This is a genomic window from Sphingobacterium alkalisoli, assembly GCF_005049105.1.
GTDB classification, from domain to species: domain Bacteria; phylum Bacteroidota; class Bacteroidia; order Sphingobacteriales; family Sphingobacteriaceae; genus Sphingobacterium; species Sphingobacterium alkalisoli.
Window position 1 is genome coordinate 23,547 of sequence record NZ_SUKA01000007.1, and the last position, 22,925, is coordinate 46,471.

Here is a 22,925-nt window from a genome sequence, read left to right on the forward strand (position 1 = left end):
ATTAGATACGGATTGCTAACCGCTATTAATTGAATGGCAACGGTTTAAATAAGACAACTATAATTATCATGAGAGATATCCGCAATGTGTATGTCAGCTAAAATCTTTAGAGCTCTTATCTGTTTATTGTTATTGAGCCAGGCCCTTTGTGCCCAGACCACCGATTTAAGAATATTTATCGATACTGCTGTCGACGAAAAAAATGTGGTAATACATTACTTGGATGGAATAGACGTACATCTAGTAAATGACCGCATCAAAGATCGGGCTTTGATTCTGCGGGAACCTTTATATGGACATTTAGCTAAGATCCAGGTTACCCAGCGACATGGCGATAATTCATTTGTTCTTCATATAAATGATAAACCAGCTGTAATAAATATTATACATAGTGATTCTTCATTAGCGTATAGCCATAATGAAAATGTTATTAATTTCTATGATACCCTGACGAATCCGTTATATAGTAAGTTAAGAGAGGTAACTATAAAGGAATGGTCGTCTATAAAAAATTTGTGGGATCGCCATTCGGACCAGTTAACAAAAGACGATTCAATCAAAAATTTGCATTCCGACCGGATTAAGATGCTTTTTTCAAAAGTACACCCTCTACTCAGCGATAATGCCTCCAATTATTTTTCTTTCATCTATTTTACGGATCACGTTGGTTACGCAACAACCTTTATTAAAGATGACCCGGCTTATTTTTCAGAGCTGTTATCTTATTTGAATGCGACTTTCCCTTCCGAATTCCGGTCTACGGAAGAGGGGCAAGCGCTCGCCCAATCCTTACAAGTGAGAATAAATCCCATTGGTCTAAATAAAGATGCTCCCGATTTTACGGCTACTTCCACAGAGGGGGATCAATTGACGTTAAATAACTTCAAAGGAAAATATGTATTGCTTGATTTTTGGGCTACCTGGTGTGTGCCATGTTTGAAACAGACGCCTGCACTGAAGAACCTGAGGTCTGCATTATCAACGGATATACTGGAGATGATCAGTATTTCATCTGATAAAGATTCTGTGATATTTGAACAAATCGTGCGAGAGAAAGAAATGGTCTGGACCCACGTGCTGGATAAAAAGAAAGATCTGTCTCGCTTGTATGGTATTGAAGCTTTTCCCACAATCGTCTTAATAGATCAGACTGGTAAAATTGTCTACAGAAAAGTGGGAGGTGAATTAAATATAGATGCGCTAACTGCGATCATAAACGACAAATAGTGGCCGGCATGTAACGAAGTATTCCAGTGGAGTTACAACACCTATCTGTTCTTATTCTTTAGTCCAAAATTATAACGTTCATGAACAATTCTCTTCAACACGCCTAATTGACCACAGTGCCACATAGTATGTTTTATATTCCAATCCAATGCTTCAAATTTAGTTATCGCAATGGGATGTGGTACTTCAGTGGGGTGCAGTTCGCTTTCTAGATCTTTTCCGGTTAGCGACATGATGATCTCAACAGATTTGGTTTGGACAAGCGTCAAATAACGCTGCAAATCCACAGGATTTGCTTTCCCCAATGATTTATATGGAGTTGCGTCGGTAAAAAATTTATCATACTCTTTTATGGGTATTTTTTGGAGAATATCCATATGGTGACCTGCTATCACCATGATTGAATGGTAATAATGGCTCATAATAAGGTGTCCTACTTGCCAGCTCACATTGGACTCGATGATTTCTGGGATATTATCCCATTTATCATGCGGAATAGAACTGATCAACTTGTTAGCCCAATCATAGGCATCCTTGGTCTGTTTTACTAAAGTTTCGATTTGATTCATATAATGCATTGAAAATTATAGCTCTAAAATAAAGCCTTAAGTACAATACAAAACTAGCAAACTGTAAAGGGTAATTCGTTGACCTTGATCAATAAAGACGCTACAGCGTATTTTTTTTCCTAATTCGGCTTATGGTTTCGGGTTTAACATTCAAATAGGAGGCAATAAGATATTGGGGTATTCGCTGCACTAGATCTGATCTTTCGGACATTAGTTTCATGTATCGCTCCGAGGCTGTATCTAATAGAAATGATTTCAGCCTATCATGCATTCTTAAAAACAATTTTTCATTCATTTGCCTACTAATGCCTTCTATAAAGGGATGACTTCTACCGAGCTTATTCAACCTATCTTTTGTGATGACATACACCGTAGTATCTTCTATGCATTTAATTTCTTTTGCAGATGGCGTATCCGTTACAAAACTGTAATAATCTGAAATAAAATTATTCTCAAATGCGAATTCGAATATTATTTCGTCACCATGTTTGTGGAATACGCATTTCATCAATCCGCTCTCAATTAGCCCTACTTTATTGCATATCTTCCCTTCTTCCATAAAAACGTCATTTTTCTTTAGTTCTTCCCGTGAGAATGCTGAAAGAAAAATAGAGACCTGTTCTTCGCTTAGTTTAAAAAGAGAAGCAATATGTTTACCTATCCTATCCAATTGTCTAATATTTGATTTTCACCGTAGCAATAAAGATATCATTTTCTTACATAGCTGTTGAAGATTTATGGAATTGGTCTTAGAAATTCATCATAATAAAAAACTAATCAAGAACAGGATGAATCTAGGATTTTATATTTTCACGTTATTAAAACGGCTTAAAACCAGTTAGCTTTTCAGTGATTCGAATATAAAGGCTTTATCTCTAATCAACAAGTAAAAATTAATATTCTTTCACTCTATAAATATTTTTTAAAAAAATAATATATTTTATATATCTGAAAATTAAATATTTACAAACCCAATGATCAAGTCTGATGAATGATTATACTAGCTCCAGCTCAATTGCGAATACACTGCGTTCGCAAGTGGAAAAACAAGATAAAACGCCCCACGTCGTTTATACTTAGAATTATTGCTTTTTATCAATATGCTTCACGCAGCTCATCCAGTATCAGCCCATCCAAAGTAACTCCATAGTAATGGGCAAGCTTGGCTAATAACGCAATGAAGGGGTCAGCAAGGCCGTATTCATACTTGGAATATGTATGCGTGTAATCTCCATCTCTTGTCTCAGCTGGCGCTGCCTAGCGCATTATTAAAATGCTACACCGCGTTATATTACAAGTTTTCATTATATTACAATACTTTTTGACGCAATGCGAATATAGAGATTTTCTTGCGAAGGGAGTTGCGGTAAAAAAGTAGTTATAGGCAGTCATAGAACATGGCAATATTAAAGAAAATAGAAGGAAACGAACTGTATTTGTATATGAATGGAAATCTCATATACAAACGCTGGCTTGACACCGGACAATCAAAAGTATTTGACATCATGGCTTATGATAAATATACCTTGACCAGTGTAAGAGATTTGGAATATGAAAATAATGAAGGACTCTTGTCTGTTAAAGCAAAATTAAAACTCAAAACGACAGAAGATGGTGGACGTCAGACTGGATTTACTAGTGGATATAGACCAAATCATGTATTTGAGTACAGCGACAACGGGCAATTATTGCAGACATATATTGGCGACATAATATTTGAAGGCAAACCGACAATTGAGCCTGGAGAAAAAAGAGAGGTAACAGTTCGCTTTCTAATTAATCAACCAATTGAAAAGTATCTAGACAAAGGGCGAATTTGGTGGATACACGAGGGCCCAAGGCAAATTGGACAAGCAGAAATGATATGAAGACGAAAATCACTGCCTAGAGCAGCGGTTTGGCAATATGGCGACTTAAGTGCTTCCATTGAGCATTTCCCGCAAAGGCGGTAACGATGGATGCCAGATGAAAAAACATATTATTTATCTGCGACAGAAATAGATAGCGGAGTCGGATGGTAAAAGCTTCCGAAAACACCTAAAAAATGGTTAGTGTACACGGCAAATGTGTAAATGAAGCATTAAGAAATAGTATAATGACGGCAAAAGAAATTAAAGAGATAATAATTCAAGAATTGACGGCAGAATCCTACATTAAAAATGTTTTCGGACTTGATTTAACAAAGTGCTTAATTGAACCGGTAAAGCAAAAATATAAAAATGCAAATGATTACAACTAATCCACTATTAAACCAATAAAATAAAATGAATTTTACAAGATTGATTATTCTATTCCTTATAACGACTAACATATTATCGTTCGAATCCAACGGCCAGACTATGGATAGCATCAGCGTTAAAGCCGAATACGGCTTCAAAAACGAGGAGTTAAAAATGCTTATGGACATAGAACAGGTAGATTATTATAAAGTAACATTTCAAAACAAGCAATTGGAGGGAAACCCATATCTGCTTTTTACAACCATGGAATACGTAAAAGGAGTCCTCATTAAAAAAGACACGTTAGTTTCCCAAGATTTTGCAAAGGAATACCTTAAATTCAAGAATATAGATTCTACTACTGTCCTATCTTTAGTAACAAAACCTAAGGGTGACAGTATAACTTTTCATTATAATTTATTAGGGGTACAGTTCTCAAAGAATTATAAACGGATTGTACGAGACGACTATAGCCTTCGGGATGGGCTAGTGACAAATGAATCCTATAAAAGCATCCCTGTTAACACAATGCTTCCTTTATTTGTTTATTCATTGCCGTACGAAGATCCCAATCAGCCTGGTTATTTGTTTTACTGTGCATTAACGGCAGACGGTGTCGCACCTGACAAATGGTGGGACAAATATAAGGTGGAGCATTATATCATTGTTGAAATGAAAATTGTTTCAGATTAAATTAACTACAGCTAATAACCAAGTTTTACTTCGTAGGAACATGCTACTATCGGTCTAGCTCCGCGTTTGTTTAGTCTACTAGCTAAACTATTTTATAATTGGTCTGGATTTCTTATCTTGCAGACTATCGTATGTTTATGCCGATAGTATTATTGAAAGCGAGAAGCGAAATATCGATATGGTGAAGGTAAAATAAATTAATATGAACAGTAACAAAAACAATAGAGAAAGAGAAGGCGGTATTTTGGATATTGCCTTTCTTACAGCTCCACTGGTTGGCATTTTTGCTATTTTATTATCAAAGGATCGATCGCAAGCTATAAAGATCACCGCTTTATTAGCTACTGTTGTTGGATTAATTGCAGCAGTGATAAATCACAATGTTTATTAAGATTTTAAGGTGAAATCCATTAGCTAAAAAATAGATAACCAAGGGTGTGAGTTACACGCTCGTCGTAGGTTCAAGCTATGATAAGTAACTTTCTAAAAGTTCTAGTGTTGGGCATAAAAAAAGCGTCCTGATTCAGAACGCTAGTAAATTCAACTCCTCTACTCCTTCGATAGTAAGGACTTAGAGCTTCTCGATGTCTTCCGCAGAAAGTTCCGTAAAACGGATTATCTGCTCTAGAGGAAGTCCATCATTCTTCATTGTTCGAGCAGATTCAATAGCCTTTTTACGCTCGCCTTCAGAAAGTGCTTCCTTTTTAGCCTGGGCTAAATTTAACACATGCGCCTCTTCTAATTCCTGCTGCTTTTGCTCTAACGCTTGCTTACTCTGCTCTAAGGCCTGTCGTCCCGCCTCTAAAGCTTGCCTTTGCGCCTCCAGTGCCTGCTGCTTCGTCAACAACTCCTGCCTGTCTTCCTCTTGTGCCTGCCGGACGGCTTCAGCATCCCATTTGCGCTTTAAACTGATATCATACATATATCGCTCCTCCTTTGTCAATTTTGCGTAGCTCGCCAGCTGGAAAAATCGCTGGAAAACGCCCGAATTCAGTATACGGGGTAGCTTCTTTAACCTGGACATATTCTTGAGCATAAAGAATACCTTGTCCAGCTCGCTCTCCAACTCTGCTTCGCCTTTTACAAAGTTAATGAGTTCCATGTAAATAAATCCTAATCCTTCGTAAAATATTTCTCCCGAGTCTCTATCGCACAGGCAGATATCATGTAAATGACCCCTACTGCTGCTATCGGGCATATGGAAGCCATCCATCAGTACAATGGTATATACTTCTGGAAGGGAGTATGCCCAGCCTCTACGATCGCCATGGGGCGCTTTGTCCGAAATAACCTTGCTCGCATAATATAGCATCCGCTTCTTGAGATTCGAATGCCGGCTGGTCTGCATCTCGATGATGATCTCCTGCCCCGTACTGGTCTCGACCATCAGATCGAAGATAACCGTACCGATATCTTCTGCTGCCCCGACCCGCTCGGTATCACGGTAGGTGAGATCGACAATGACCTTGCGGCCCCGGAAAATGATGTTGAGAAAATTGATAAGGTTAATCTTATCGCCAAATAACCGTTTGAACCCCTCATCGGTGGTAGGATCAATAAATACGGGATTTTCTAGCTCTTTCATAATTAAATAGTGTTTACGTTAACATAAATAAATGATAAAGCAAACATCTAAAAAACTAAAAATATTAGCCGTATTATAAACGACTATAGTCGTTTATAAGCGTTTGAAAACGGCTATATTATAACTACGGATTTAAAAAGTGTAAAGATTAGGTATGATTAACAACAGGAGGCTATAGATGGAGCATGTAAGAGTAAATAGGTGGACTACCGGTTCCTCCTTATTAGGGAGTTCAGGCTTCTTTATTCTGTCGCTTCAAACACATTCTCGATAATTGTTTCTACCGCATTTTTGGTTCTTGGAACACTATCAACAGTCAAATAATTTCTAAGCCTATTAGCAATGACTTCAGGTCTCGGATTGTCAACTAGTCTTGGGTTCAATTTTCGTAACCAAAGAGATTGATTTAACCTTTTTCCATTTGTAGTGCAATAAATCAAGCTGTCAAGTGCTATCAAACTCAAAGGCCGTCCGATTGTCAGCCAATTATTTGCTCTTTCCCAAGTAAACTGTGAACTTGCAGCAAGTTGCCCCCAACTTGAAGAAATATTTTTTATTCTTTCACTAACTTCTTCTATCCAGTCAAGTGTCTTGTCGCTTTGAAAATAGAGTAGTGCAGAAACATTTTCGGTTAAAAATTTGTCGTCTCCGCTTTCAAGTTCTGTTTTAAGAATTTTAAATGCGTCGTCAAAATCCACACACTTTGCGATTGGCTCTGCAAATAGTTGAAGTTCATTTTCTCGTCTATTAGCCCATTCTTTCTTTATCCACTCTTCTGCTGTCTTCCCGACTACCTTTCCAGCAATTTCATAGGCTTTGTAATTGATAGCACGATTGTAATCTACCTTTTCTTTAAGTCTTTTAAGGACTTCCAATTTGTCGAACTTTTGAAGTTCGGTGATAACAAAAGCATTCGTGAAATACTGAACAAATGAAAAGTCAATAAGTCTATTTAAATCATCTTTGAACTGCTCAATGTCTGGAAATGGAAATTTTTCAGCATCAATTACTTCAATATCCGATTGTGTTGCTTCTCCCGTGTCGTAATTGTAAAAGTCATCGTGTAAATAGTAAGTGTGTCCGTGAATGGCAGTTAAATTGAAAAACTCCAAAGGTCTTAATGCTTTATTCAATAATCTGTTCTGGCAAGACAAACACAGACGAAAAGGATTTTGTCCTTCGTCTGCAAGGTCTTCAACTTCAATTTCTTTTATATTACAACTTTCACATTTCATTGTCTATGCTATTTTTTAGCCTGACCGCTAACTACCTTTTACCGTTACTTTGTATGCCTAATCATTCTGCATATCCGATTGCGTAAATGCCTCTTGTAAAAATAATAAAAATCTGCATTATAAATATTAATGAGAGAGCTGACAAAAATGCCGGAAACCAAACGTAAATATACTATCACAATTATTTCCGAGTTCTAATACTTAAAATTGTATAACAATTTGATTATCTTGCTGCAACATATCAATATGAAACTAGTGGCAACTGTATGTTGAAAATTCGATAGCAAAATGGACAATTCTGTTTTAATAGCATTAGGTATACCTGAACACGGTTGGCTACCGGTGGAAATCCATCATAGGGACTTTCATCTGGAATTTGCTGCTTCAGACGTTTTAAATGATCCGATTGAGGAACTTTATAATACAGTTACCAACCTACAAGATAACGAACTTAGGAGAACAACCTGGTGGCTTGAGCCGGCAGCATATTTTTTTGACTTTGAAAGAGCAGGACAAAGCATCGTTTTGGCAATTATTGAAATACAAGACCTCCATCGTGGGAGTGCTAACAATATACAGCTAATAACAATAAAAGGAACCGATAAAGAAATACTTGAACCATTTCGTATCGTTTTAAGACAGTTCTGTTCACAGACTTACGAGGAGAATCATTGGCCTTACAAGTTGAACGAGAATAAATTAAAGAGTCTAATGTAAGCAGCAAACGGCAAAAATCAAACAATAAAACACTATCAAATGACACCAAACGTGCAACAGACAAGAAGCCAACCGCATAACAAGATATTACCAATAACGTATTGGCAAGAGTAACCAAAAATAACTTGAAGAAACATGGGAATATTTAGCTTTTTTAAATCCTCAAAAAAAGAACATGAGAATGCAGTTCTTAACAGCATCGGGAAATTTAACTTTATTGAATTTAACGGCACGAAAAATTACAAAGGATTTATTGATTCCAAAATGGGCAAAAATATCGAATTACTATTTCCTATTAACGGAACGGAAATTTCCTTTTACCAGACTGAATATTTTAAAAAAATAGAGGATAATTGGCATACTATTTTAAACCAGTTAGACGATCAAAATGCAAAAATTTACTTTGAAAATTTTAATGTCACTAGTATAATGATTCCTGATCAAGGAAGTGAATTTTACCATGTGGATGCTGAGATTGTTCTTGAAAAAAACGCAACCATTATTTCTGTGATTTTGAAGGACATAAATGTAGAAGATATAATAGAAACTAGCTAATATGCGTATCGTTTAACAACCGATTTAATGAAGAGCTACAGAGTAAAAACCATATCCTTTTCTATCTAAATTCGACCAATAATGAGTGACCACAGTATCTCAATCGTTCCGAGGCGATCAAACTATCCGGACAACAAAGCCAAAGCAAAGGAAATTTTGAACTGGCTGCTATCTATGAACATAGTTAATGCTGCACCATCAGACTGCATTTTAGGTTCAAATACCGGATATGCGATCTCTGACGGTGCAAAGCAAGTGACAGCTTTTCCTGACAAGTTGCCTTTTGATCTTATAACCAATGGGCTTGAAATCGTAACAGAACGAAAAGTGTTTGACACTGGACAAAACTTCATTAACGTACTGAGTTGTCCACACTGCAATAAGAACATAGCATTTGACGACTGGGATCTAGATCCTTGGAATAAGGCACTAAGTGACAACTTATCGTGTACTCGATGCGAACTAGAGACTGAAATCCACAATTATAGATTTGAACCGGATTGGGGCTTTAGCGACTTGGGATTTACGTTTTGGAATTGGCCGGAATTTAGGGAAGACTTTATTAACGAATTCAAGAAGAAACTAGATTGTGGAGTTTCAATCGTACGGCAACACATTTGACAATAATAACACGTTCAAACGAGGGTATTTCCGATATTGTATATATCAGGAAATACCCGTGGTTACCTCGACGGCCCAATCAGTACTAAGGTTGGAATAGATTGTCCAGCTATACGCGTTCTTTACTTTTTCTAGTTCGATAGATCTCAAAGAGAAAACTATTTATATAACTGCTCCCTCATACTGACCAAAAGCTGCGCGAGCTTGCGAGAATCTGGTCGTTCGGGTAGAGTACATGATGTGGAAAGAACATCAATTTCCTTCATTAACCGCTCTGATTGCCGACAAAGGTCATCGTATGAATAATATCCACTTTTTATTTTTAACAGATATTCTCTATTCGGCCTTCTTACCGATAATATGCCATCTAGCAATATCTCCTTCGCTAGCTCAAGCAATCGGATCGTATGCATCATGTTCTTCGCATCGTAACCTTGCCCATGTTTCAAAGTTCCTTGGAAACGGTTTTCATTGCGTCGAACAACCCAATCAAAGTACTCTTTATAAGCTTTGCAATACGAAGAATAGGCATCTTGATTTACAAAAAGATAGGCCTGTAGGACTTCGCTCTTGGGAACCGATGTGCAGGATACCTCCTGACTTCCCGATTTAGCAATAATTCCTTTGTACTCCAAATTACCGATGGGATCGTAAAATAAAGCATACAAATCTCTGGTATGGTTTATCTTGGTCAATCCGCAACCCTCCTGTTTCCACTTTCTTAGCCTTAACCATTCTTTCAATGGTATACTGTCGTTGCCCTCCAGTATGAAGCAGAAATCTATTAAGCTCTTTCGCTTTGGATCCATAGGATTGTTGACTTTCTTATTTAATCCCTGTGCTTTGCGGATCTGGACCATCGCATACCGTGCGAATGTCGATACGGTTTCTCGTGTAATAAAATCTTCTACCCGAAACGATTCGAAAATGGGATTTTTGTACAAAATGCACTCCGCCGGACTTGCTAAAAGTTCCAATATATTGGGATTGCTCTTAGACAGCAGTTCCACAAAGCGTCCCAGTTCGTAATATACCTCGTCATTGCTTGAGCTGTTGACCTGCGCAATATATTGGCTGCCAAAGTACTGATCGCGCGGCAAATAAAATACGCCTTTGATATCTGTATCTGACCCGGTCGTTGCAAGGCCATATGCCCGGCTTCCCACTATAGCTTCAAATAGTATTAAACCTTGGTCACGGAGTTCTTTGATAGTCATGGCTATAAAGTGTAAATTTCAAATATTCTTCTAACTTCTGCTTTTCAAATTGGGTTATGGGAAGAAGTTTCGCTTCTCGTACAAGATATGGAAACTGCTCGCCTATATATGATTTTATAGCCGGGGACAACCTGTACTCGAAGCGCTCGTCTACCCTACTTTTTAAAGACAAAAGTGCTTTTATCTCGTCTTTGATATTATCGGGCAATAAGACCGCTAAATCCTCAAATGCCATTGGAGCATACGAATTATGGACAATACTCCATTCAGCCGCCAATAATGATCTCAATATATAAAATAGCGACTTCAACCTGATGGTCTTGCGATCAAGATCCATCATCTTGCTTCGAACCGTGCCCAAGTAATGATGTACCTGCCTACGGGCGCAGAAAAAATTTTCAATCTGCTCTAAAAAACTTATTTTGAAACCTTTCTCCTCGTGATAGACGATCGGTGATTGTATCCATTCGAAGGGTGTAGCATTGCTTTTAAATAATAAGGTCAGCACTTTTTTGATGTCCCATCCTGATACGTCAAGTTCGCCATTGATCGGGAATTTCAGATCCATATCTGGCAAGAAGACCGAAGAGTAATCTTCCATATTCCTGACGAAAATAAATCTTACATCGTAGTCACTGTCTACAGAAGGAAATCCCCATCCCCTGCTTCCGGATTCGCAAGCAAACAATATTGTCACATTTTCTGCTCGAGCAATTTCATTCAGTTTGTCTATTATCTTATCTTCCATACCAATTAAAGTTTTAACATTTTTAATTTTCTAATCTATAGATTGGAACACCACAAAGATCAGTACAGGATGACGCAGCCTTTTTGCGCAATTAAAAAACAATAAGAAAAAGCATGCAACGAACTAAAAAACAGCCCATTAAATTTAAAAAAGAATAAAATCAAAGCATTACAAAGTTTCAAGTACGCAGTTAGATTGCGTAATACTGTAGATTTCCATTGTTTTATGCCTGCGCTTTTAGTAATTTTAGGGGAGGCAAATTATTAATTGATAGTACTGTGCAGCTCCAATAGAGTGGAGATGATAGATGCCAATGACCATATAAGGCGAACATGAGAAGAATATTTTACGTATTATTTGCTTTGACTTTTATGGGTTGTGGTGATAATAAAAACAGAGTGGACAATAGCACGCTGGTAGACACAAATAAGTTAAACAAACAGCCCTCTTCGATGGAAATAGGGCAAAACGATTATAAGATCTTGCCAATTGATGAAAGTGGTGGCGACCCAACTTTAGTTGCATTTATAGATAAACTGAAGAAAATTGTTTCAGAAAAAGACACCTCCGAATTGTTTAAGTCATTGGATACTGCAATCACGGTAAGTTATGGCGGGGGCATTCATGGAGTAATTGAATTTTCTAAAAACTGGAAGCTTGACCGACCTGAGGAATCTGAATTATGGAAAACTCTTGACCAAATATTAACTATGGGCGGAACCTGGGAAAATGATGGTGAATATTTTTGCATCCCCTATGCTCAGTCTGAGAAAGCCTTTAATAAACACACATACGACTTCGACTGGTATTCTACAGCTGTGTGCATTTCATCTGATGTAACAGTTTATGAACAACCTAGAACAAATTCTTTAAAAATTGCTACTTTGAACTATGACATCGTGGAAATCGACCATGAATTCACAAATTCGGAATTTACAAAAATCAATACCATTGATAAAAGAATTGAAGGCTACGTAAAGATGGGTACGCTAATTCATGTAGCTGCACCAAAATTGGTAATCAGAAAAATAGACAAAAAATGGAAAATAGCAGCATTTGCACCATTCGATTAATACCTTTGATTAAATCTGCATTGCGTTCTGACATAAAAATCATTGTGACTATTCCTGAATATATGGAAACTTCTAAATGACAACCACAGCAGACAATAATTAAGTTTTCGTCTTGTCTGCGACCAGAGATCAAAACTTAGTTGAACGGAACTGAGAAGCGATCATTTGTTCTTAAATTACCCATATAGTTTATATATTTAATTCTAGAGAAGCCTTTTAGAACTGCGTCCGAGAATGTTTGTCGTTGTTGTACCTTACTTTTTCAATTTTTTCTTGAGGTGTTCATAATCGCTGTCAATAAGAAGATGTCCGTCAATCGTGAATAATTTACCTTTATTGCTAAAAAGCTTAAACTTTTTAATTCTTTTAAACTTTTTGTCTGTTAAAATCAGCCATATGGGGTTATTCAAATAGGCTGTCATGGGGAATTGTTTATCTATAGTTTTAGTTCTTTGTATGTCGGAAAGGTTTATTCTTCTCCTACTCCATCCGAGCATATTATTTACTTCTAAATATGTATCCGTTAATGTAAATTCACTCCTTACTAGCAATCCGATTGCAATGAATAGAAAGCCCAATACAAAAAGGAGCCAAGTCCAAAAATCCTTGCCGATCCCTTCAAATTTCAGGTAAGTTATAACAGCGCATAGACAAAGTGCGACTCCTATAATCAGAATAGCTTTTATTTTTCTGTAATCTGTCTTCAGTTTCATTTTTATAGCTTAAGTAGAACTACGTTACTACCGCAATTGTATATCACGAACCATTCTGTATATCCGAATTGCGTAGAAGGTTCCTGTAAAAATAGTAAATTGAAAGTTGTGAAGTTGAATGGAACCCATACATATCAGTAACTGAATCGATAGTGAAAGCTACCAAGCGACTAAAAAAACTGGCTACAATAACTAAGTTTTCATCTTTAGCCCTGCGAGCAAGACGAAAACTTAGTTATTAGCGGGTCATTGTTGTTACCATCCCTGCGGTTGATTTTCGTCTGCCCACCAGGAAAATCCCGTTATCCTTTTTGCTTTTAAGCGCTCAATGATTTGCGCTGTGTGATGTTGGATATGCCTTATGTTATTTATATGAAGCTCCAATCGGGTATATGGATACCATTCAAAGCCTGATTTATCGTTAAGAGGAAGTGCCTCAATAGTAGTCTTCAAATTGTTTGTCACCTTGTCGACAAAAGATAATACTTCTCCTTTTGTATGAAATCCCTCAACTTTTATACCTTCATTAACATTTTCCCAGTCCTGCAAACCGCCAAGGCTTTCTGCTCCTTCTATAGCATTCTCGAAGGGAACATAACTTTCGTTGTTTGCTCCCAAATAGTACCTTGTTGCCCACAAAACGTGATAGGTAATTTGCCAGTTTGGATTGTTGTATTCATCATTATTCCATTGTTCGTCAGGAACTTTTCCCACCGCTTGTCGAAGCATACCAAGACTTGCCTTATACTGTGAAGCCAGAATTTCTGTAATTGTTTTGTTGTCCATTTTTTCGCATTTTTATATAATCTAACAAAAATAAAATGGTGCTGTGACAACTGTGTGTCATAAGTAGAAAGAAATTACTATTCATGAAACGACAACTAACTTATCAATCCTGACAAGACGGGTTCAACTATTCTATCGCAGCTCGCGCTGGTATATGTAAATCGCTGGCGCGTGGTCTTTGTTCCGTGCCTATTTTTATTGGCAAATTATCGACATATTAAGCAATCGGATAGAGCATATTTGACAAACCGAACGAATTAAACTCTTATGAACAAAACGGAATTGCTACACATATTTTCATCCTCTTTACTAAACACTACCAATGATAACTAAAAGATACAACATATTTCTTGACGACAAATTAATAGGAACGACCGAACTCGAAAAAGCAGACGCTGCAATGGGTGTTGTTTTTGGCGATATGGAACTGTATGATATTTCATCGGGATATGAGTTTCTCAAATCATATTGTGTGACAAACGGGATCGAAATTATTAGTGACTACCCAGATGATAAACTTATAGCAACATCCGACATTCCAACATTGAAAATCGTTAACTTAACGGGTATAGAGATTAAAGGACAAGCAACAAGTATTGAAGGAATGGATAACGACATTTTTCAAGTGACGATTTCGGGAGTTTCCTATCCCTTTTATGAAGAAGAATTTCCTCATCACCTGAAAGCATACCAAGACCAATTCAAAGAGAAGCAATGACAATAGATAAAATTCCAGAAGTCACAGCAATGACAGAACAAGAAATAATAAAAATAATTAGTAAAATTGAGGGATTGGCCGGAATGACGGTTAATGAACGGCTTTTCGTTTGCGGACTTATGGACTAGTTTGACAAAACACGAATCGCTGACAAAGACAAAGCGAAGAAGATATTAGAACTTTTGGGTATTGACAAACCCTCAATCGAAAAAATTGTAACATAATGGAGCTTTCAAATAATAATGCAAAAATTTTATTACTCGACACGCATCAAGACATAGAAGAATTTGCAGATACCTTGGTCACCAATATTCTTGACAAGAAAGATTTCAGCTTTTTAACGTACCCGCCAAATTGTGGTTTGACAGAATTAGAGATTGAAGAACTCAAAAAACTGGGTAATAACGAACACTTAAAAAATGGTTTAAGAAAAGTTATTGCTGATAATTCAGCAGGCATCATTTTCAACATGTTTAACTTGTTTGACGGTACTGGGTTTCCCAAAAACAGCGACGACGACTGGACGGGGTTAAAACTGATAGACGAAGAACCTAACGAAAACTCGGAGTCAGTTGACGACTGGCTGCACGACAAATTTTACGAAACATATTGGGACTGGAAAAAAATAAGGGGTGACAAAATTGGAAACTGGATACATTAGATGAATGAGAGCTGACGCGAATTACTCGCAGCTTTAGACGAAAGACAGCAAAATAAAGAACTACGACCGGGCAACTATGATGGAACAAATTTATTTTTCAGAAATAATAAAAGAATTTCTTTCAGAGAATTTCCCTGAATTTCTCTCGTCTTTAGATTTTAAAGCCGATGGCTCATTTGATTGTGGTCTGAGAAATCAAGCGGATACATTTTCTATCTGGCTAGCCACTTACAATTCAGAAATAACAATCGGTTTAGAAGATCCTGACGGAAAAACTGACATTCACACCCATTTAGGTTGCGATGACAAGGAATACTTGCCTGAAACTTTAGATCGATTAGCGAAAATGATAAATGAAATCAGAGAAGATAAACTAGTATTATATAAAGATGAATCCGGTTATCATTGGACAGATGATATGGAAAAGAAGAAACAACCAAATACTATTTTTTTCAGTTGGAATTAAACTGTAAATTTATGATGAGAAGCGTAAATCTGATCTTAAAAATAGAGGCTTACACTTTGACATTAACAGCAATTATTGGCAAGCAACATCGAAATAACATTGATAGAAAAAATCTTTAAAATAAAGGCTGACGAATTCATTGACTTAGTTCCACCAATAGGAAGTTGTATTGCGACGGACAAAATAACCGTTGAAGGAAGGAAAGTTGGTTATATGTATCGTGAAGAACCATACGGAGACATAGACAGCGGTTGGCGGTTTTTCGCGGTAACAGAAGACCAAAAATATGTGGACGACTCAAAAAATATGATGATTTATAACGTGAACACAATCGCTAATTGCGATAGCGCAATAATTCCATATCTAAGCTTACCATATGGAACTGAACTTGAAAGAATAGAAAATAGTGACGAATTTCAAATAATAACAGAATAACAATGCCATTTCCCGTAAATACAAAATATATCATCGAAACCGAAAAAGAACTTGGACTTATATTTCCTCACAACTTCAAGACTAAAATGACCGAAGAAAACGGTGGAGAATTAATGACAGATGACGATGACTGGCAGCTTTTTCCATTTTTTGACAAGTCAGATAAAAAAAGAATTAGCAGGACTTCTAATCACATTGTTTTAGAAACTAATCAAGCTAAACAATGGGACAATTTTCCGACTAACGGAATTGCAATTGCTTCAAATGGTTCTGGAGACTTTTTGATACTATTACCGGCAAAAGAAAATAACAAACAACTGGGTAATGAAATCTATATATGGTTTCACGAGACGGGAGAAATAGAAAAAATAGCTGACGCTATTGAAGACCTTATCGACAAATGAAAACACTTTACCGCATTTGTATCCTGATCATCTCTGTTGCCCGCCATCAGGATAGCAGAGAGAATGAACTTTTGTATCTTTAATTCGGAGTCAGTACGCTATAATTACCCATGAAATCATTGAGAGACAAAGTTCATATTTGGCGGTCATTTTAAACGACAGCACGTAACACAAAATAATAATGAATGCACCGAAATTAGAAAAAGGTAAATGTTCAATCCTCATCGCTGAATATGCCACAGGTCACGTTTTTAAAAAGGACTTAACACTATTCCGAAAAGGCGATAGCGCAGGAGATACTTATCAATTGTTTGAGAATTTTTATGATGCAGAAAATTTTGTTCTAAACTTTATAAAGAGTAAACCCGAATTTGAATGTTCAATCTATGACCACTACGGAGAACATTTGAAAACTTACGACATTACAGGAAAACGAAAATTTACTAAAAATGGTCAGGAATAATGCAGAATTAGTAGACAAATGGACCTTACGGTTTGACGAGGTTTCAAACAATGTGTATAAAGTTGAACTTACAGACAGATTTGGACGGCAATCAGGAACAACAGACGACAATTTAGATAGAGCTATTGAAACCTGTATATCGTATGCGTTTGACATAGAAAAACAACTGGGTAATTCGCTCAATAAATTCACTTATGATACATTTAAATATTTTCTTGCAGACCAAAATCTAACGGTAAGCAACTATTCGGACAAATATTTTGGTTCGTGGACTATTGAGAAAAATAAAAAGAGAATAATTTTAGACGGAAGAGATCTACTACTAACGATTCAAAATAAAGCAGAAGCAAGCGATTGGAAAGACGACTTTACCATAAAACTTGAAGACTGTAAATTTGAACAACTCAAAGAACTAAAAGACAAGTTCAAAAATGACAACTAATGAGAGAAAAAACACTACTGCGAATAAGGGTTTGGCAATATGGCGGCTAACGTGCTTCTATGAAACATTTGGGCAAGTTTCAACATTAGGAATTCTATTGAACTTTTGTGCTAACAATCCGCCACATCGCCAAGCCGCGAAACGTTGTAGGTAATTTTTCAAACCAAGAAACCGAATGGAAATAATTCAAAATCAGTATCACACCAAAGAAACTTTATACTTTGCATTAACAAGAATGTTCGAAAGAGCATCCTATTATGGTTTCAAAACATTGATAGTTCTTTATATGGTAGGAGAAACCCTGAAAATGGAAAGAAGCGAAGCCTTAAACATTTATGGTGTGTTTACAGCATCATTAGTGTTTTCTCAAATTTTAGGAGCAGTTTTAGGAGACTTAGTAATTGGTAATAGAAGGTCAGTAATTCTTGGTGCAATATTACAAGCAATAGGAACTTTTTGTATATGTATACCACTTACAACAGGACTTTATTTAGGGTTGTTCCTAATCGCTTTGGGATGTGGTTTTTATACACCAAACTTAATCTCAAACTTTGGTAAATTATATTTTAACAAAACAAAATTGTTAGATTCAGGATTCACAATTTTTCATCTTGCAACAAACTTAGGTTCATTTTTCGGTGTTTTGTTAATTGGATATTTAGGTGACAAATATGGCTTCAATTTTGGTTTTATACTGGCTGGAGTATTAATGTTAATTTCATTAATTCCTATCGTTCTTTCTAAGGAAAGAAACTTTGAAAAAACAGAAAACAATAGAAGCGGATTAAACAAAAGAATTTTAATTATTGTAATGGCATTCACTTTAGTTGGTTTATTTTGGGGCTTTAATGATATGTCGTATATCCGAAATTCTGATTTACAATTACAATTTAAAGAACTATCTAGTTCAGTTTTTCCAGATTATTTTTGGCAAGTAGGTAACTCTATTTTCTTCCTCCCGATTAGTATCATTGCAATTGTTTTATGGAATAAATTTTATTCAAATCATTTCTTCAAAATTATGCTTGGGTTTATTTTTGGAGCAATAGCAATTGGAATATTACTATTAATCCCAGAAATACCAACCGAACAGCATTTAATGATATTTTTTATATCGCTACTATTTTTTGGAATTGCCGAAGTTCACATAGCACCAGTTATATATTCGATTTTGACAAAGTATTCAAATCCAAAATATTTAGCGATTTTAATTGGCTTGACATACTTGCCGACAGCTTTAATTTCATTTTCTTTTGGTTTGTTTAATGATAAAATATATGACAATCCAATATTAGGATTAAAAATAGGAATAATCGGAATGGCTATTATTGGAATCGGACTAATTAGTTTTATATGGTGGAATAAAAAACTACCTACAACATCGGCTTGACTAAATGGCGTGTTAAGGGATTAAATGAAAGTTTGTGCTCTTTATCCACAACAGCTTTTTATATTTCCTCTTTTCATAATTTAGTAAATAATAAAAAGCTGTTGCCCAAGTTAGTGTAAAATTGAAAGTTTCGTCGTTCTAATCCGTCAGTATCGCCAATACGTGACCCGTTAGTAGCAATTTTTAAGAAAATAGATAACGAAATAATTAATGATTGAAATAGTCGACCTAAAACAAAATAATGTTCAAGATATATACACTCAAAACAGATAAATAACCTGCCATTTTAATAATACTGACTCATTATGTTTATAAATAAATTCCTAAGACTGATTTTTACTTACATTCTCTTTACAGGATGTTCATCAACTCAAGACTGTAAGGAAGGTATTAACCTTCTTCCTATGTACGGTAAATTGCCAAAGTGTGCACAACAAGTAAAGAGTGACAACGATTTCCTTGCGCATGCAGACAAAAATTTCGCAGACAGGAAAACCGCTGCGCTATCTTATGTTGATTTAGGATGGGACTATTTTTATAAAAACGACCTGGAAACATCTATGAAAAGATTCAATCAAGCTTGGCTTTTAGATAGTTTAAATGCGGACGTCTATTGGGGCTTCGGTAATTTACTAGGGAAAAAAAATGAACTGGAAGCATCAATCCATTTTTTCGAGCAGTCATTAAAACTTAATCCAGACAATTCAAGAGTTTATGAATCTCTAGCAACGAGTTATGGTCATTTATTTGAAGCGACTAAAGAACAAAACATTCTTGATAAAGCTATTGAAAGCTTAAGAAAAGCCAATACTTTAGACGAAGATAATCCAAGGATTTTGGCACAATTGACAGCTGCGTATTCTTACTTTTTGCAAAAAGATAGTGCGAACAAATACTTAAACCTTACTGATAAAATTGATCCAAAAGCTGTTCCTACAGAAGTTAGGGAATTGCTGAAACAAAAATAGACGGCAACTATGACCATAACCCGGCATAAAAATATGGTTGTGGAATAATGCAAAAAGGTGCAATAATAAATTTAAATAAACAAAATCTCCGTTACATTATGACACCCTCATTTGATAAATAAAAAAACCGGTCACCTCACCCTTGGGCTGAAATCCCAAGCGTTCATAAAGACGCCGTGCAGTATGGTTATCAAAAGCGGTGGATAGCTGCATGAAGGATGCGCCCGCCTCCCTGGCAAAGGTAAGGGACGAATTGATCAATGCCTCTCCCACACCCTGCCTGCGAAATCTTTTTAAAACATATAGGTCATTTAGTATCCAGTCTTTCTGTAGGCGTGCAGAAGAGAATTTGGGGTACAGTTGGACAAAACCTACAGGCTCTTCTCCGATCATAGCCACAAAAATAACGGTCTCCTGCCGTACCAAGCGTTCTGTGATGAATGTTGCACCTGTCTTCACATCGGATTCCTGCCCATAAAACATACGGTATGCGTCAAAGAGCTTATTTACTAGTTCCTGATTTTCTAAACCTATTTCTATAACATCCATTGTCCTATTTCTTTTTTATATAAGGTTCCATATACTTCGTCAACTCTCTTTCCTGTTGCAGGGGGCTCTGCTCAAATGCTGCGCTTATGCGTTTCAATTCTTCCGTAGTCCGGTTCTGGCTTACTTTCTCCTGCGCCTGCAATTCGTCTACACATAGTTTGAAAGCTACTATTCCCTGCTGCATACGGTGTTTAGTCTCCTCGCTAATGCGTGTCCACTGTTCGCTATAGGAATTCTCATAATAGTTGATCATCTTCTCCAATGTTTCCCGCTTCTGTTCTTCCTGCTCCAGTATCTCTATCTCACCATAGGCATGTACCGCTACGTAGTCCCAGGTTGGCACATTATCCAGCTTGTCGTAATGCTTTGGCGACACATAACCATGCGGTCCTGAAAAGATGACCAAACACGCTGCATGCTGAAGTGTCGGCACCTGTTCGTTGCCCAACGCCATGTGGGATACCAAAGCCAGACGCTCGTTTTTCTCTTCCACTACAAAAGGCAGATGGGTTGCATACGGGCGGTTATTGTAGGTGCTTATCAATAAGGCAAAGCTGTTATTCCTCATAAATGTCAGCATCTTTTCCCGATCCTGCATCTTAAATCTTGTTGGTACGTACATTCTTATTTATGTTATTATTGGATAAAAGTAAGGTATAAATAGCCTACCTTTATAATCCAATTTTATTAAAATGGATAGTCCAATTATTTTCGGTTTATTCGAAGGCTGGCACCCTGACACCGCATCAGGCCGCCCCATCTTTCTACAGCTTTCCGAGAAGATCATGCAGCTGATCAAGGATGGCCAGCTTAGCCACAGACAAAAATTGCCCAGCACACGGTTGCTTGCCGCACAATTAAATATCAACCGGCTCACCGTGGGGAAAGCCTATGATGAGCTGTCACTGCAGGGCTGGCTGGATGCCAAGGTCGGCAGCGGCACTTTTGTATCGGCAGATACCACTACCGGGCAAGGAATAGACTGGTCTGGCGGGCAGGAGTCATCTGCTGTCACGGGTACAGATGTTCCTATACATAAGTATATTAGCGTACCCCATGTGACCGAACACCATGGATTGCATCTCGATGACGGATTTCCTGACCCACGTATTACTCCTTTAAAGGAATTCCAACGCTGCTGCCACAATCAGCTCAACCGCTCGGGACTCTATGAAAAATTTGGCCGCTATACACCTCCTCAAGGTTCAGCTTATTACAGGGAAACCCTTTCGAAATATCTGCATGAGACGCGTGCGCTGCCTACCAGCGAAGAGCAGATCCTATCAGTGAGTGGTACGGTGATGGCCCTGCACCTGATTGCCCAGACATTGCTACGTCCGAATGACGTAGTCGCACTGGGTATCCCCACTTGGGGACGTGCTGAGCAAAATTTTAGACACGCCGGCGCCAATGTGCGCGGGATTTCTGTCGATGAGCAGGGTATTATCGTTGAAGAATTTGAACAGCTGCTGCAAAACTGCCCCATCAAGATGCTTTATCTCACACCACACCACCATTATCCCACTACAGTTACTCTTTCCCTCGACCGCAGGCTTAGGTTGCTGGAACTAGCCCATCGTTATGGTTTCTGGATCGTGGAAGACGATTATGATTTCGACTTTCATTTTGCCCTGCGTCCTATCCTACCCCTTGCCAGTGCAGACAGGCATGGACATGTCATTTATTGCGGTTCATTCAGCAAGTCGCTCTCCCCAGCTTTCCGAAATGGCTATGTCGTAGCGTCGGATAAAGTTATCTACGAACTGGCGAAATTGCGTTCTATTGTTGACCGGCAAGGCAATCCGGTTATCGACCACGCATTTGCTGATCTTATCGAAGACGGGACTATGCAGCGCTTTCACCGCAAGGCATTAACCATCTACCGCAAGAGAAGAGATTTTCTTTGCGAGATGCTGGACAGTGAATTTTCAGGTCTTGTGCAGTATAATAAACCTCAAGGTGGCCTTGCCGTCTGGACACAGTTTGATGCCGCATTTCCAGTTGACGAAATAGCGGCTAAGGCCTTCGTCAAAGGGCTCTATATCTCCGATGGTCGTGCTCACCGTTATCCCGGCTACGCACAGAATGCAATACGCCTGGGCTTTGCGTCTTGCACCGAAGAGGAGATAGCCGCTAGCCTACGCATGCTGAAATCCGTTATGTAATACTGTCGTTTAATTGCTGTTTCATTTTATCAAAAGTTTGTTTCCCACAGGGTATAAACCACCATGAGGCTATCCTGTATGTTCCGCTTTTACTCTGTTCTCAATGCCCGCCCGGTCCGCCGGATCAGTAACAATGCTTTTAAAATCGGACATTTCCGTTAATATCTAGCTGGTGGCAACCACATCATCCTCATTATGTATGAATGAATGAATCCGACAATAAAGCATGTTATTAATGTACAACGGGGTAAAACATATGCCAAAAAAAATCCCCGGCAAAAACCGGGAATTCTTAGTAAAAAACAA

30 protein-coding genes are annotated in these 22,925 nt (G+C 37.5%); 20 read left to right on the plus strand and 10 right to left on the minus strand.

Annotation, left to right across the window (positions count from 1 at the left end):
• The first annotated feature begins 90 nt into the window (after positions 1-90).
• Positions 91-1,227 (plus strand): TlpA family protein disulfide reductase, encoded by a 1,137-nt coding sequence (locus FAZ19_RS19000; RefSeq protein WP_169305705.1) that lies wholly within the window; start codon positions 91-93, stop codon positions 1,225-1,227.
• A gap of 41 nt (positions 1,228-1,268) precedes the next feature.
• Here FAZ19_RS19000 and FAZ19_RS19005 read toward each other — a convergent pair whose 3' ends face one another.
• Both FAZ19_RS19005 and FAZ19_RS19010 read right to left on the minus strand, forming a co-directional pair.
• Entirely contained in the window at positions 1,269-1,796 is a 528-nt protein-coding gene (locus tag FAZ19_RS19005; protein WP_136822348.1) for a DinB family protein, read from the minus strand.
• A gap of 100 nt (positions 1,797-1,896) precedes the next feature.
• On the minus strand, positions 1,897-2,466 hold the full coding sequence (locus tag FAZ19_RS19010; RefSeq protein ID WP_136822349.1) for a Crp/Fnr family transcriptional regulator: 570 nt from the start codon (positions 2,464-2,466) through the stop codon (positions 1,897-1,899).
• Between the two features lie 727 nt (positions 2,467-3,193).
• Between FAZ19_RS19010 and FAZ19_RS19015 the strand changes: the two genes are divergently transcribed.
• From FAZ19_RS19015 to FAZ19_RS19030, 4 genes are all read left to right on the plus strand, one after another.
• The gene (locus FAZ19_RS19015; protein WP_136822350.1) at positions 3,194-3,664 is read left to right on the plus strand and encodes a hypothetical protein; all 471 of its coding nucleotides are present in this window, start codon (positions 3,194-3,196) and stop codon (positions 3,662-3,664) included.
• A 176-nt stretch (positions 3,665-3,840) separates the two neighbouring features.
• Positions 3,841-4,035, plus strand: a complete 195-nt coding sequence (locus tag FAZ19_RS19020; RefSeq protein ID WP_136822351.1) for a hypothetical protein — start codon at positions 3,841-3,843, stop codon at positions 4,033-4,035.
• A gap of 25 nt (positions 4,036-4,060) precedes the next feature.
• Positions 4,061-4,708: a hypothetical protein gene (locus FAZ19_RS19025; RefSeq protein ID WP_136822352.1), complete on the plus strand. Its 648-nt coding sequence runs from the start codon at positions 4,061-4,063 to the stop codon at positions 4,706-4,708.
• Positions 4,709-4,910: 202 nt separating this feature from the next.
• Complete coding sequence (locus tag FAZ19_RS19030) at positions 4,911-5,099, plus strand: hypothetical protein (RefSeq protein ID WP_136822353.1); 189 nt, start codon at positions 4,911-4,913, stop codon at positions 5,097-5,099.
• Between the two features lie 180 nt (positions 5,100-5,279).
• Here FAZ19_RS19030 and FAZ19_RS19035 read toward each other — a convergent pair whose 3' ends face one another.
• On the minus strand, positions 5,280-6,293 hold the full coding sequence (locus FAZ19_RS19035; RefSeq protein ID WP_136822354.1) for a PD-(D/E)XK nuclease family transposase: 1,014 nt from the start codon (positions 6,291-6,293) through the stop codon (positions 5,280-5,282).
• 242 nt (positions 6,294-6,535) lie between these two features.
• Positions 6,536-7,528: a hypothetical protein gene (locus tag FAZ19_RS19040; RefSeq protein ID WP_136822355.1), complete on the minus strand. Its 993-nt coding sequence runs from the start codon at positions 7,526-7,528 to the stop codon at positions 6,536-6,538.
• Positions 7,529-7,816: 288 nt separating this feature from the next.
• Here FAZ19_RS19040 and FAZ19_RS19045 point away from each other — a divergent pair, with 288 nt between their 5' ends.
• From FAZ19_RS19045 to FAZ19_RS19055, 3 genes are all read left to right on the plus strand, one after another.
• A complete protein-coding gene (locus tag FAZ19_RS19045) occupies positions 7,817-8,245 on the plus strand; it encodes a hypothetical protein (protein ID WP_136822356.1) in 429 nt (142 codons plus the stop codon).
• Positions 8,246-8,380: 135 nt separating this feature from the next.
• On the plus strand, positions 8,381-8,800 hold the full coding sequence (locus tag FAZ19_RS19050; protein WP_136822357.1) for a hypothetical protein: 420 nt from the start codon (positions 8,381-8,383) through the stop codon (positions 8,798-8,800).
• An 81-nt stretch (positions 8,801-8,881) separates the two neighbouring features.
• Positions 8,882-9,421, plus strand: coding sequence for a hypothetical protein (locus FAZ19_RS19055; RefSeq protein WP_136822358.1), 540 nt, complete (start codon positions 8,882-8,884; stop codon positions 9,419-9,421).
• Between the two features lie 158 nt (positions 9,422-9,579).
• Here the strand turns inward: FAZ19_RS19055 and FAZ19_RS19060 are convergent, their stop codons facing one another.
• Entirely contained in the window at positions 9,580-10,638 is a 1,059-nt protein-coding gene (locus FAZ19_RS19060; RefSeq protein WP_136822359.1) for a DNA polymerase beta superfamily protein, read from the minus strand.
• Positions 10,616-11,386 carry a nucleotidyltransferase domain-containing protein gene (locus FAZ19_RS19065; RefSeq protein WP_136822360.1) on the minus strand — a complete coding sequence of 257 codons (771 nt, stop codon included), beginning with the start codon at positions 11,384-11,386 and terminating at the stop codon, positions 10,616-10,618. The genes FAZ19_RS19060 and FAZ19_RS19065 overlap by 23 nt, the downstream gene beginning before the upstream one ends.
• 332 nt (positions 11,387-11,718) lie before the next feature.
• On the opposite strand from FAZ19_RS19065, the gene FAZ19_RS19070 reads away from it, so the two are divergent.
• Complete coding sequence (locus tag FAZ19_RS19070) at positions 11,719-12,459, plus strand: hypothetical protein (RefSeq protein WP_136822361.1); 741 nt, start codon at positions 11,719-11,721, stop codon at positions 12,457-12,459.
• A gap of 254 nt (positions 12,460-12,713) precedes the next feature.
• On the opposite strand, the gene FAZ19_RS19075 is transcribed toward FAZ19_RS19070, so the two are convergent.
• Positions 12,714-13,172, minus strand: coding sequence for an EbsA family protein (locus FAZ19_RS19075; protein ID WP_136822362.1), 459 nt, complete (start codon positions 13,170-13,172; stop codon positions 12,714-12,716).
• Positions 13,173-13,427: 255 nt separating this feature from the next.
• Positions 13,428-13,958 (minus strand): DinB family protein, encoded by a 531-nt coding sequence (locus FAZ19_RS19080; RefSeq protein WP_136822363.1) that lies wholly within the window; start codon positions 13,956-13,958, stop codon positions 13,428-13,430.
• A 322-nt stretch (positions 13,959-14,280) separates the two neighbouring features.
• Here FAZ19_RS19080 and FAZ19_RS19085 point away from each other — a divergent pair, with 322 nt between their 5' ends.
• From FAZ19_RS19085 to FAZ19_RS19125, 10 genes are all read left to right on the plus strand, one after another.
• Complete coding sequence (locus FAZ19_RS19085) at positions 14,281-14,676, plus strand: hypothetical protein (protein WP_136822364.1); 396 nt, start codon at positions 14,281-14,283, stop codon at positions 14,674-14,676.
• Positions 14,673-14,804, plus strand: coding sequence for a hypothetical protein (locus FAZ19_RS24375; protein ID WP_262709354.1), 132 nt, complete (start codon positions 14,673-14,675; stop codon positions 14,802-14,804). Before FAZ19_RS19085 ends, FAZ19_RS24375 begins: the two co-directional genes overlap by 4 nt.
• Positions 14,805-14,899: 95 nt before the next feature.
• A complete protein-coding gene (locus FAZ19_RS19090) occupies positions 14,900-15,337 on the plus strand; it encodes a hypothetical protein (protein ID WP_136822365.1) in 438 nt (145 codons plus the stop codon).
• 76 nt (positions 15,338-15,413) lie between these two features.
• Positions 15,414-15,803, plus strand: coding sequence for a hypothetical protein (locus tag FAZ19_RS19095; protein WP_136822366.1), 390 nt, complete (start codon positions 15,414-15,416; stop codon positions 15,801-15,803).
• A gap of 75 nt (positions 15,804-15,878) precedes the next feature.
• Positions 15,879-16,238: a DUF2185 domain-containing protein gene (locus FAZ19_RS19100; protein WP_211245539.1), complete on the plus strand. Its 360-nt coding sequence runs from the start codon at positions 15,879-15,881 to the stop codon at positions 16,236-16,238.
• A 2-nt stretch (positions 16,239-16,240) separates the two neighbouring features.
• A complete protein-coding gene (locus FAZ19_RS19105) occupies positions 16,241-16,642 on the plus strand; it encodes an SMI1/KNR4 family protein (RefSeq protein WP_136822367.1) in 402 nt (133 codons plus the stop codon).
• 181 nt (positions 16,643-16,823) lie between these two features.
• Positions 16,824-17,105, plus strand: a complete 282-nt coding sequence (locus FAZ19_RS19110; RefSeq protein WP_136822368.1) for a hypothetical protein — start codon at positions 16,824-16,826, stop codon at positions 17,103-17,105.
• Positions 17,092-17,547 (plus strand): hypothetical protein, encoded by a 456-nt coding sequence (locus tag FAZ19_RS19115; RefSeq protein WP_136822369.1) that lies wholly within the window; start codon positions 17,092-17,094, stop codon positions 17,545-17,547. The genes FAZ19_RS19110 and FAZ19_RS19115 overlap by 14 nt, the downstream gene beginning before the upstream one ends.
• Positions 17,548-17,722: 175 nt before the next feature.
• Positions 17,723-18,937 (plus strand): MFS transporter, encoded by a 1,215-nt coding sequence (locus FAZ19_RS19120; protein WP_136822370.1) that lies wholly within the window; start codon positions 17,723-17,725, stop codon positions 18,935-18,937.
• A 305-nt stretch (positions 18,938-19,242) separates the two neighbouring features.
• A complete protein-coding gene (locus FAZ19_RS19125; RefSeq protein WP_136822371.1) occupies positions 19,243-19,905 on the plus strand; it encodes a tetratricopeptide repeat protein in 663 nt (220 codons plus the stop codon).
• A gap of 96 nt (positions 19,906-20,001) precedes the next feature.
• Here FAZ19_RS19125 and FAZ19_RS19130 read toward each other — a convergent pair whose 3' ends face one another.
• A complete protein-coding gene (locus tag FAZ19_RS19130; RefSeq protein WP_136822372.1) occupies positions 20,002-20,454 on the minus strand; it encodes a GNAT family N-acetyltransferase in 453 nt (150 codons plus the stop codon).
• 4 nt (positions 20,455-20,458) lie between these two features.
• Positions 20,459-21,076 (minus strand): FMN-binding negative transcriptional regulator, encoded by a 618-nt coding sequence (locus tag FAZ19_RS19135; RefSeq protein ID WP_136822373.1) that lies wholly within the window; start codon positions 21,074-21,076, stop codon positions 20,459-20,461.
• Between the two features lie 70 nt (positions 21,077-21,146).
• On the opposite strand from FAZ19_RS19135, the gene pdxR reads away from it, so the two are divergent.
• Positions 21,147-22,619 carry a MocR-like pyridoxine biosynthesis transcription factor PdxR gene (gene pdxR / locus FAZ19_RS19140; protein WP_136822374.1) on the plus strand — a complete coding sequence of 491 codons (1,473 nt, stop codon included), beginning with the start codon at positions 21,147-21,149 and terminating at the stop codon, positions 22,617-22,619.
• The last annotated feature ends 306 nt before the right edge of the window (positions 22,620-22,925 follow it).

Coding starts and splice junctions, on each gene's coding strand:
- FAZ19_RS19000 (WP_169305705.1), top strand. CDS start 91: ATGTCAGCTAAAATCTTTAGAGCTCTTATCTGTTTATTGTTATTGAGC.
- FAZ19_RS19005 (WP_136822348.1), bottom strand. CDS start 1,796: ATGAATCAAATCGAAACTTTAGTAAAACAGACCAAGGATGCCTATGAT.
- FAZ19_RS19015 (WP_136822350.1), top strand. CDS start 3,194: ATGGCAATATTAAAGAAAATAGAAGGAAACGAACTGTATTTGTATATG.
- FAZ19_RS19020 (WP_136822351.1), top strand. CDS start 3,841: ATGGTTAGTGTACACGGCAAATGTGTAAATGAAGCATTAAGAAATAGT.
- FAZ19_RS19025 (WP_136822352.1), top strand. CDS start 4,061: ATGAATTTTACAAGATTGATTATTCTATTCCTTATAACGACTAACATA.
- FAZ19_RS19030 (WP_136822353.1), top strand. CDS start 4,911: ATGAACAGTAACAAAAACAATAGAGAAAGAGAAGGCGGTATTTTGGAT.
- FAZ19_RS19035 (WP_136822354.1), bottom strand. CDS start 6,293: ATGAAAGAGCTAGAAAATCCCGTATTTATTGATCCTACCACCGATGAG.
- FAZ19_RS19040 (WP_136822355.1), bottom strand. CDS start 7,528: ATGAAATGTGAAAGTTGTAATATAAAAGAAATTGAAGTTGAAGACCTT.
- FAZ19_RS19045 (WP_136822356.1), top strand. CDS start 7,817: ATGGACAATTCTGTTTTAATAGCATTAGGTATACCTGAACACGGTTGG.
- FAZ19_RS19050 (WP_136822357.1), top strand. CDS start 8,381: ATGGGAATATTTAGCTTTTTTAAATCCTCAAAAAAAGAACATGAGAAT.
- FAZ19_RS19055 (WP_136822358.1), top strand. CDS start 8,882: ATGAGTGACCACAGTATCTCAATCGTTCCGAGGCGATCAAACTATCCG.
- FAZ19_RS19060 (WP_136822359.1), bottom strand. CDS start 10,638: ATGACTATCAAAGAACTCCGTGACCAAGGTTTAATACTATTTGAAGCT.
- FAZ19_RS19065 (WP_136822360.1), bottom strand. CDS start 11,386: ATGGAAGATAAGATAATAGACAAACTGAATGAAATTGCTCGAGCAGAA.
- FAZ19_RS19070 (WP_136822361.1), top strand. CDS start 11,719: ATGAGAAGAATATTTTACGTATTATTTGCTTTGACTTTTATGGGTTGT.
- FAZ19_RS19075 (WP_136822362.1), bottom strand. CDS start 13,172: ATGAAACTGAAGACAGATTACAGAAAAATAAAAGCTATTCTGATTATA.
- FAZ19_RS19080 (WP_136822363.1), bottom strand. CDS start 13,958: ATGGACAACAAAACAATTACAGAAATTCTGGCTTCACAGTATAAGGCA.
- FAZ19_RS19085 (WP_136822364.1), top strand. CDS start 14,281: ATGATAACTAAAAGATACAACATATTTCTTGACGACAAATTAATAGGA.
- FAZ19_RS24375 (WP_262709354.1), top strand. CDS start 14,673: ATGACAATAGATAAAATTCCAGAAGTCACAGCAATGACAGAACAAGAA.
- FAZ19_RS19090 (WP_136822365.1), top strand. CDS start 14,900: ATGGAGCTTTCAAATAATAATGCAAAAATTTTATTACTCGACACGCAT.
- FAZ19_RS19095 (WP_136822366.1), top strand. CDS start 15,414: ATGATGGAACAAATTTATTTTTCAGAAATAATAAAAGAATTTCTTTCA.
- FAZ19_RS19105 (WP_136822367.1), top strand. CDS start 16,241: ATGCCATTTCCCGTAAATACAAAATATATCATCGAAACCGAAAAAGAA.
- FAZ19_RS19110 (WP_136822368.1), top strand. CDS start 16,824: ATGAATGCACCGAAATTAGAAAAAGGTAAATGTTCAATCCTCATCGCT.
- FAZ19_RS19115 (WP_136822369.1), top strand. CDS start 17,092: ATGGTCAGGAATAATGCAGAATTAGTAGACAAATGGACCTTACGGTTT.
- FAZ19_RS19120 (WP_136822370.1), top strand. CDS start 17,723: ATGGAAATAATTCAAAATCAGTATCACACCAAAGAAACTTTATACTTT.
- FAZ19_RS19125 (WP_136822371.1), top strand. CDS start 19,243: ATGTTTATAAATAAATTCCTAAGACTGATTTTTACTTACATTCTCTTT.
- FAZ19_RS19130 (WP_136822372.1), bottom strand. CDS start 20,454: ATGGATGTTATAGAAATAGGTTTAGAAAATCAGGAACTAGTAAATAAG.
- FAZ19_RS19135 (WP_136822373.1), bottom strand. CDS start 21,076: ATGTACGTACCAACAAGATTTAAGATGCAGGATCGGGAAAAGATGCTG.
- pdxR (WP_136822374.1), top strand. CDS start 21,147: ATGGATAGTCCAATTATTTTCGGTTTATTCGAAGGCTGGCACCCTGAC.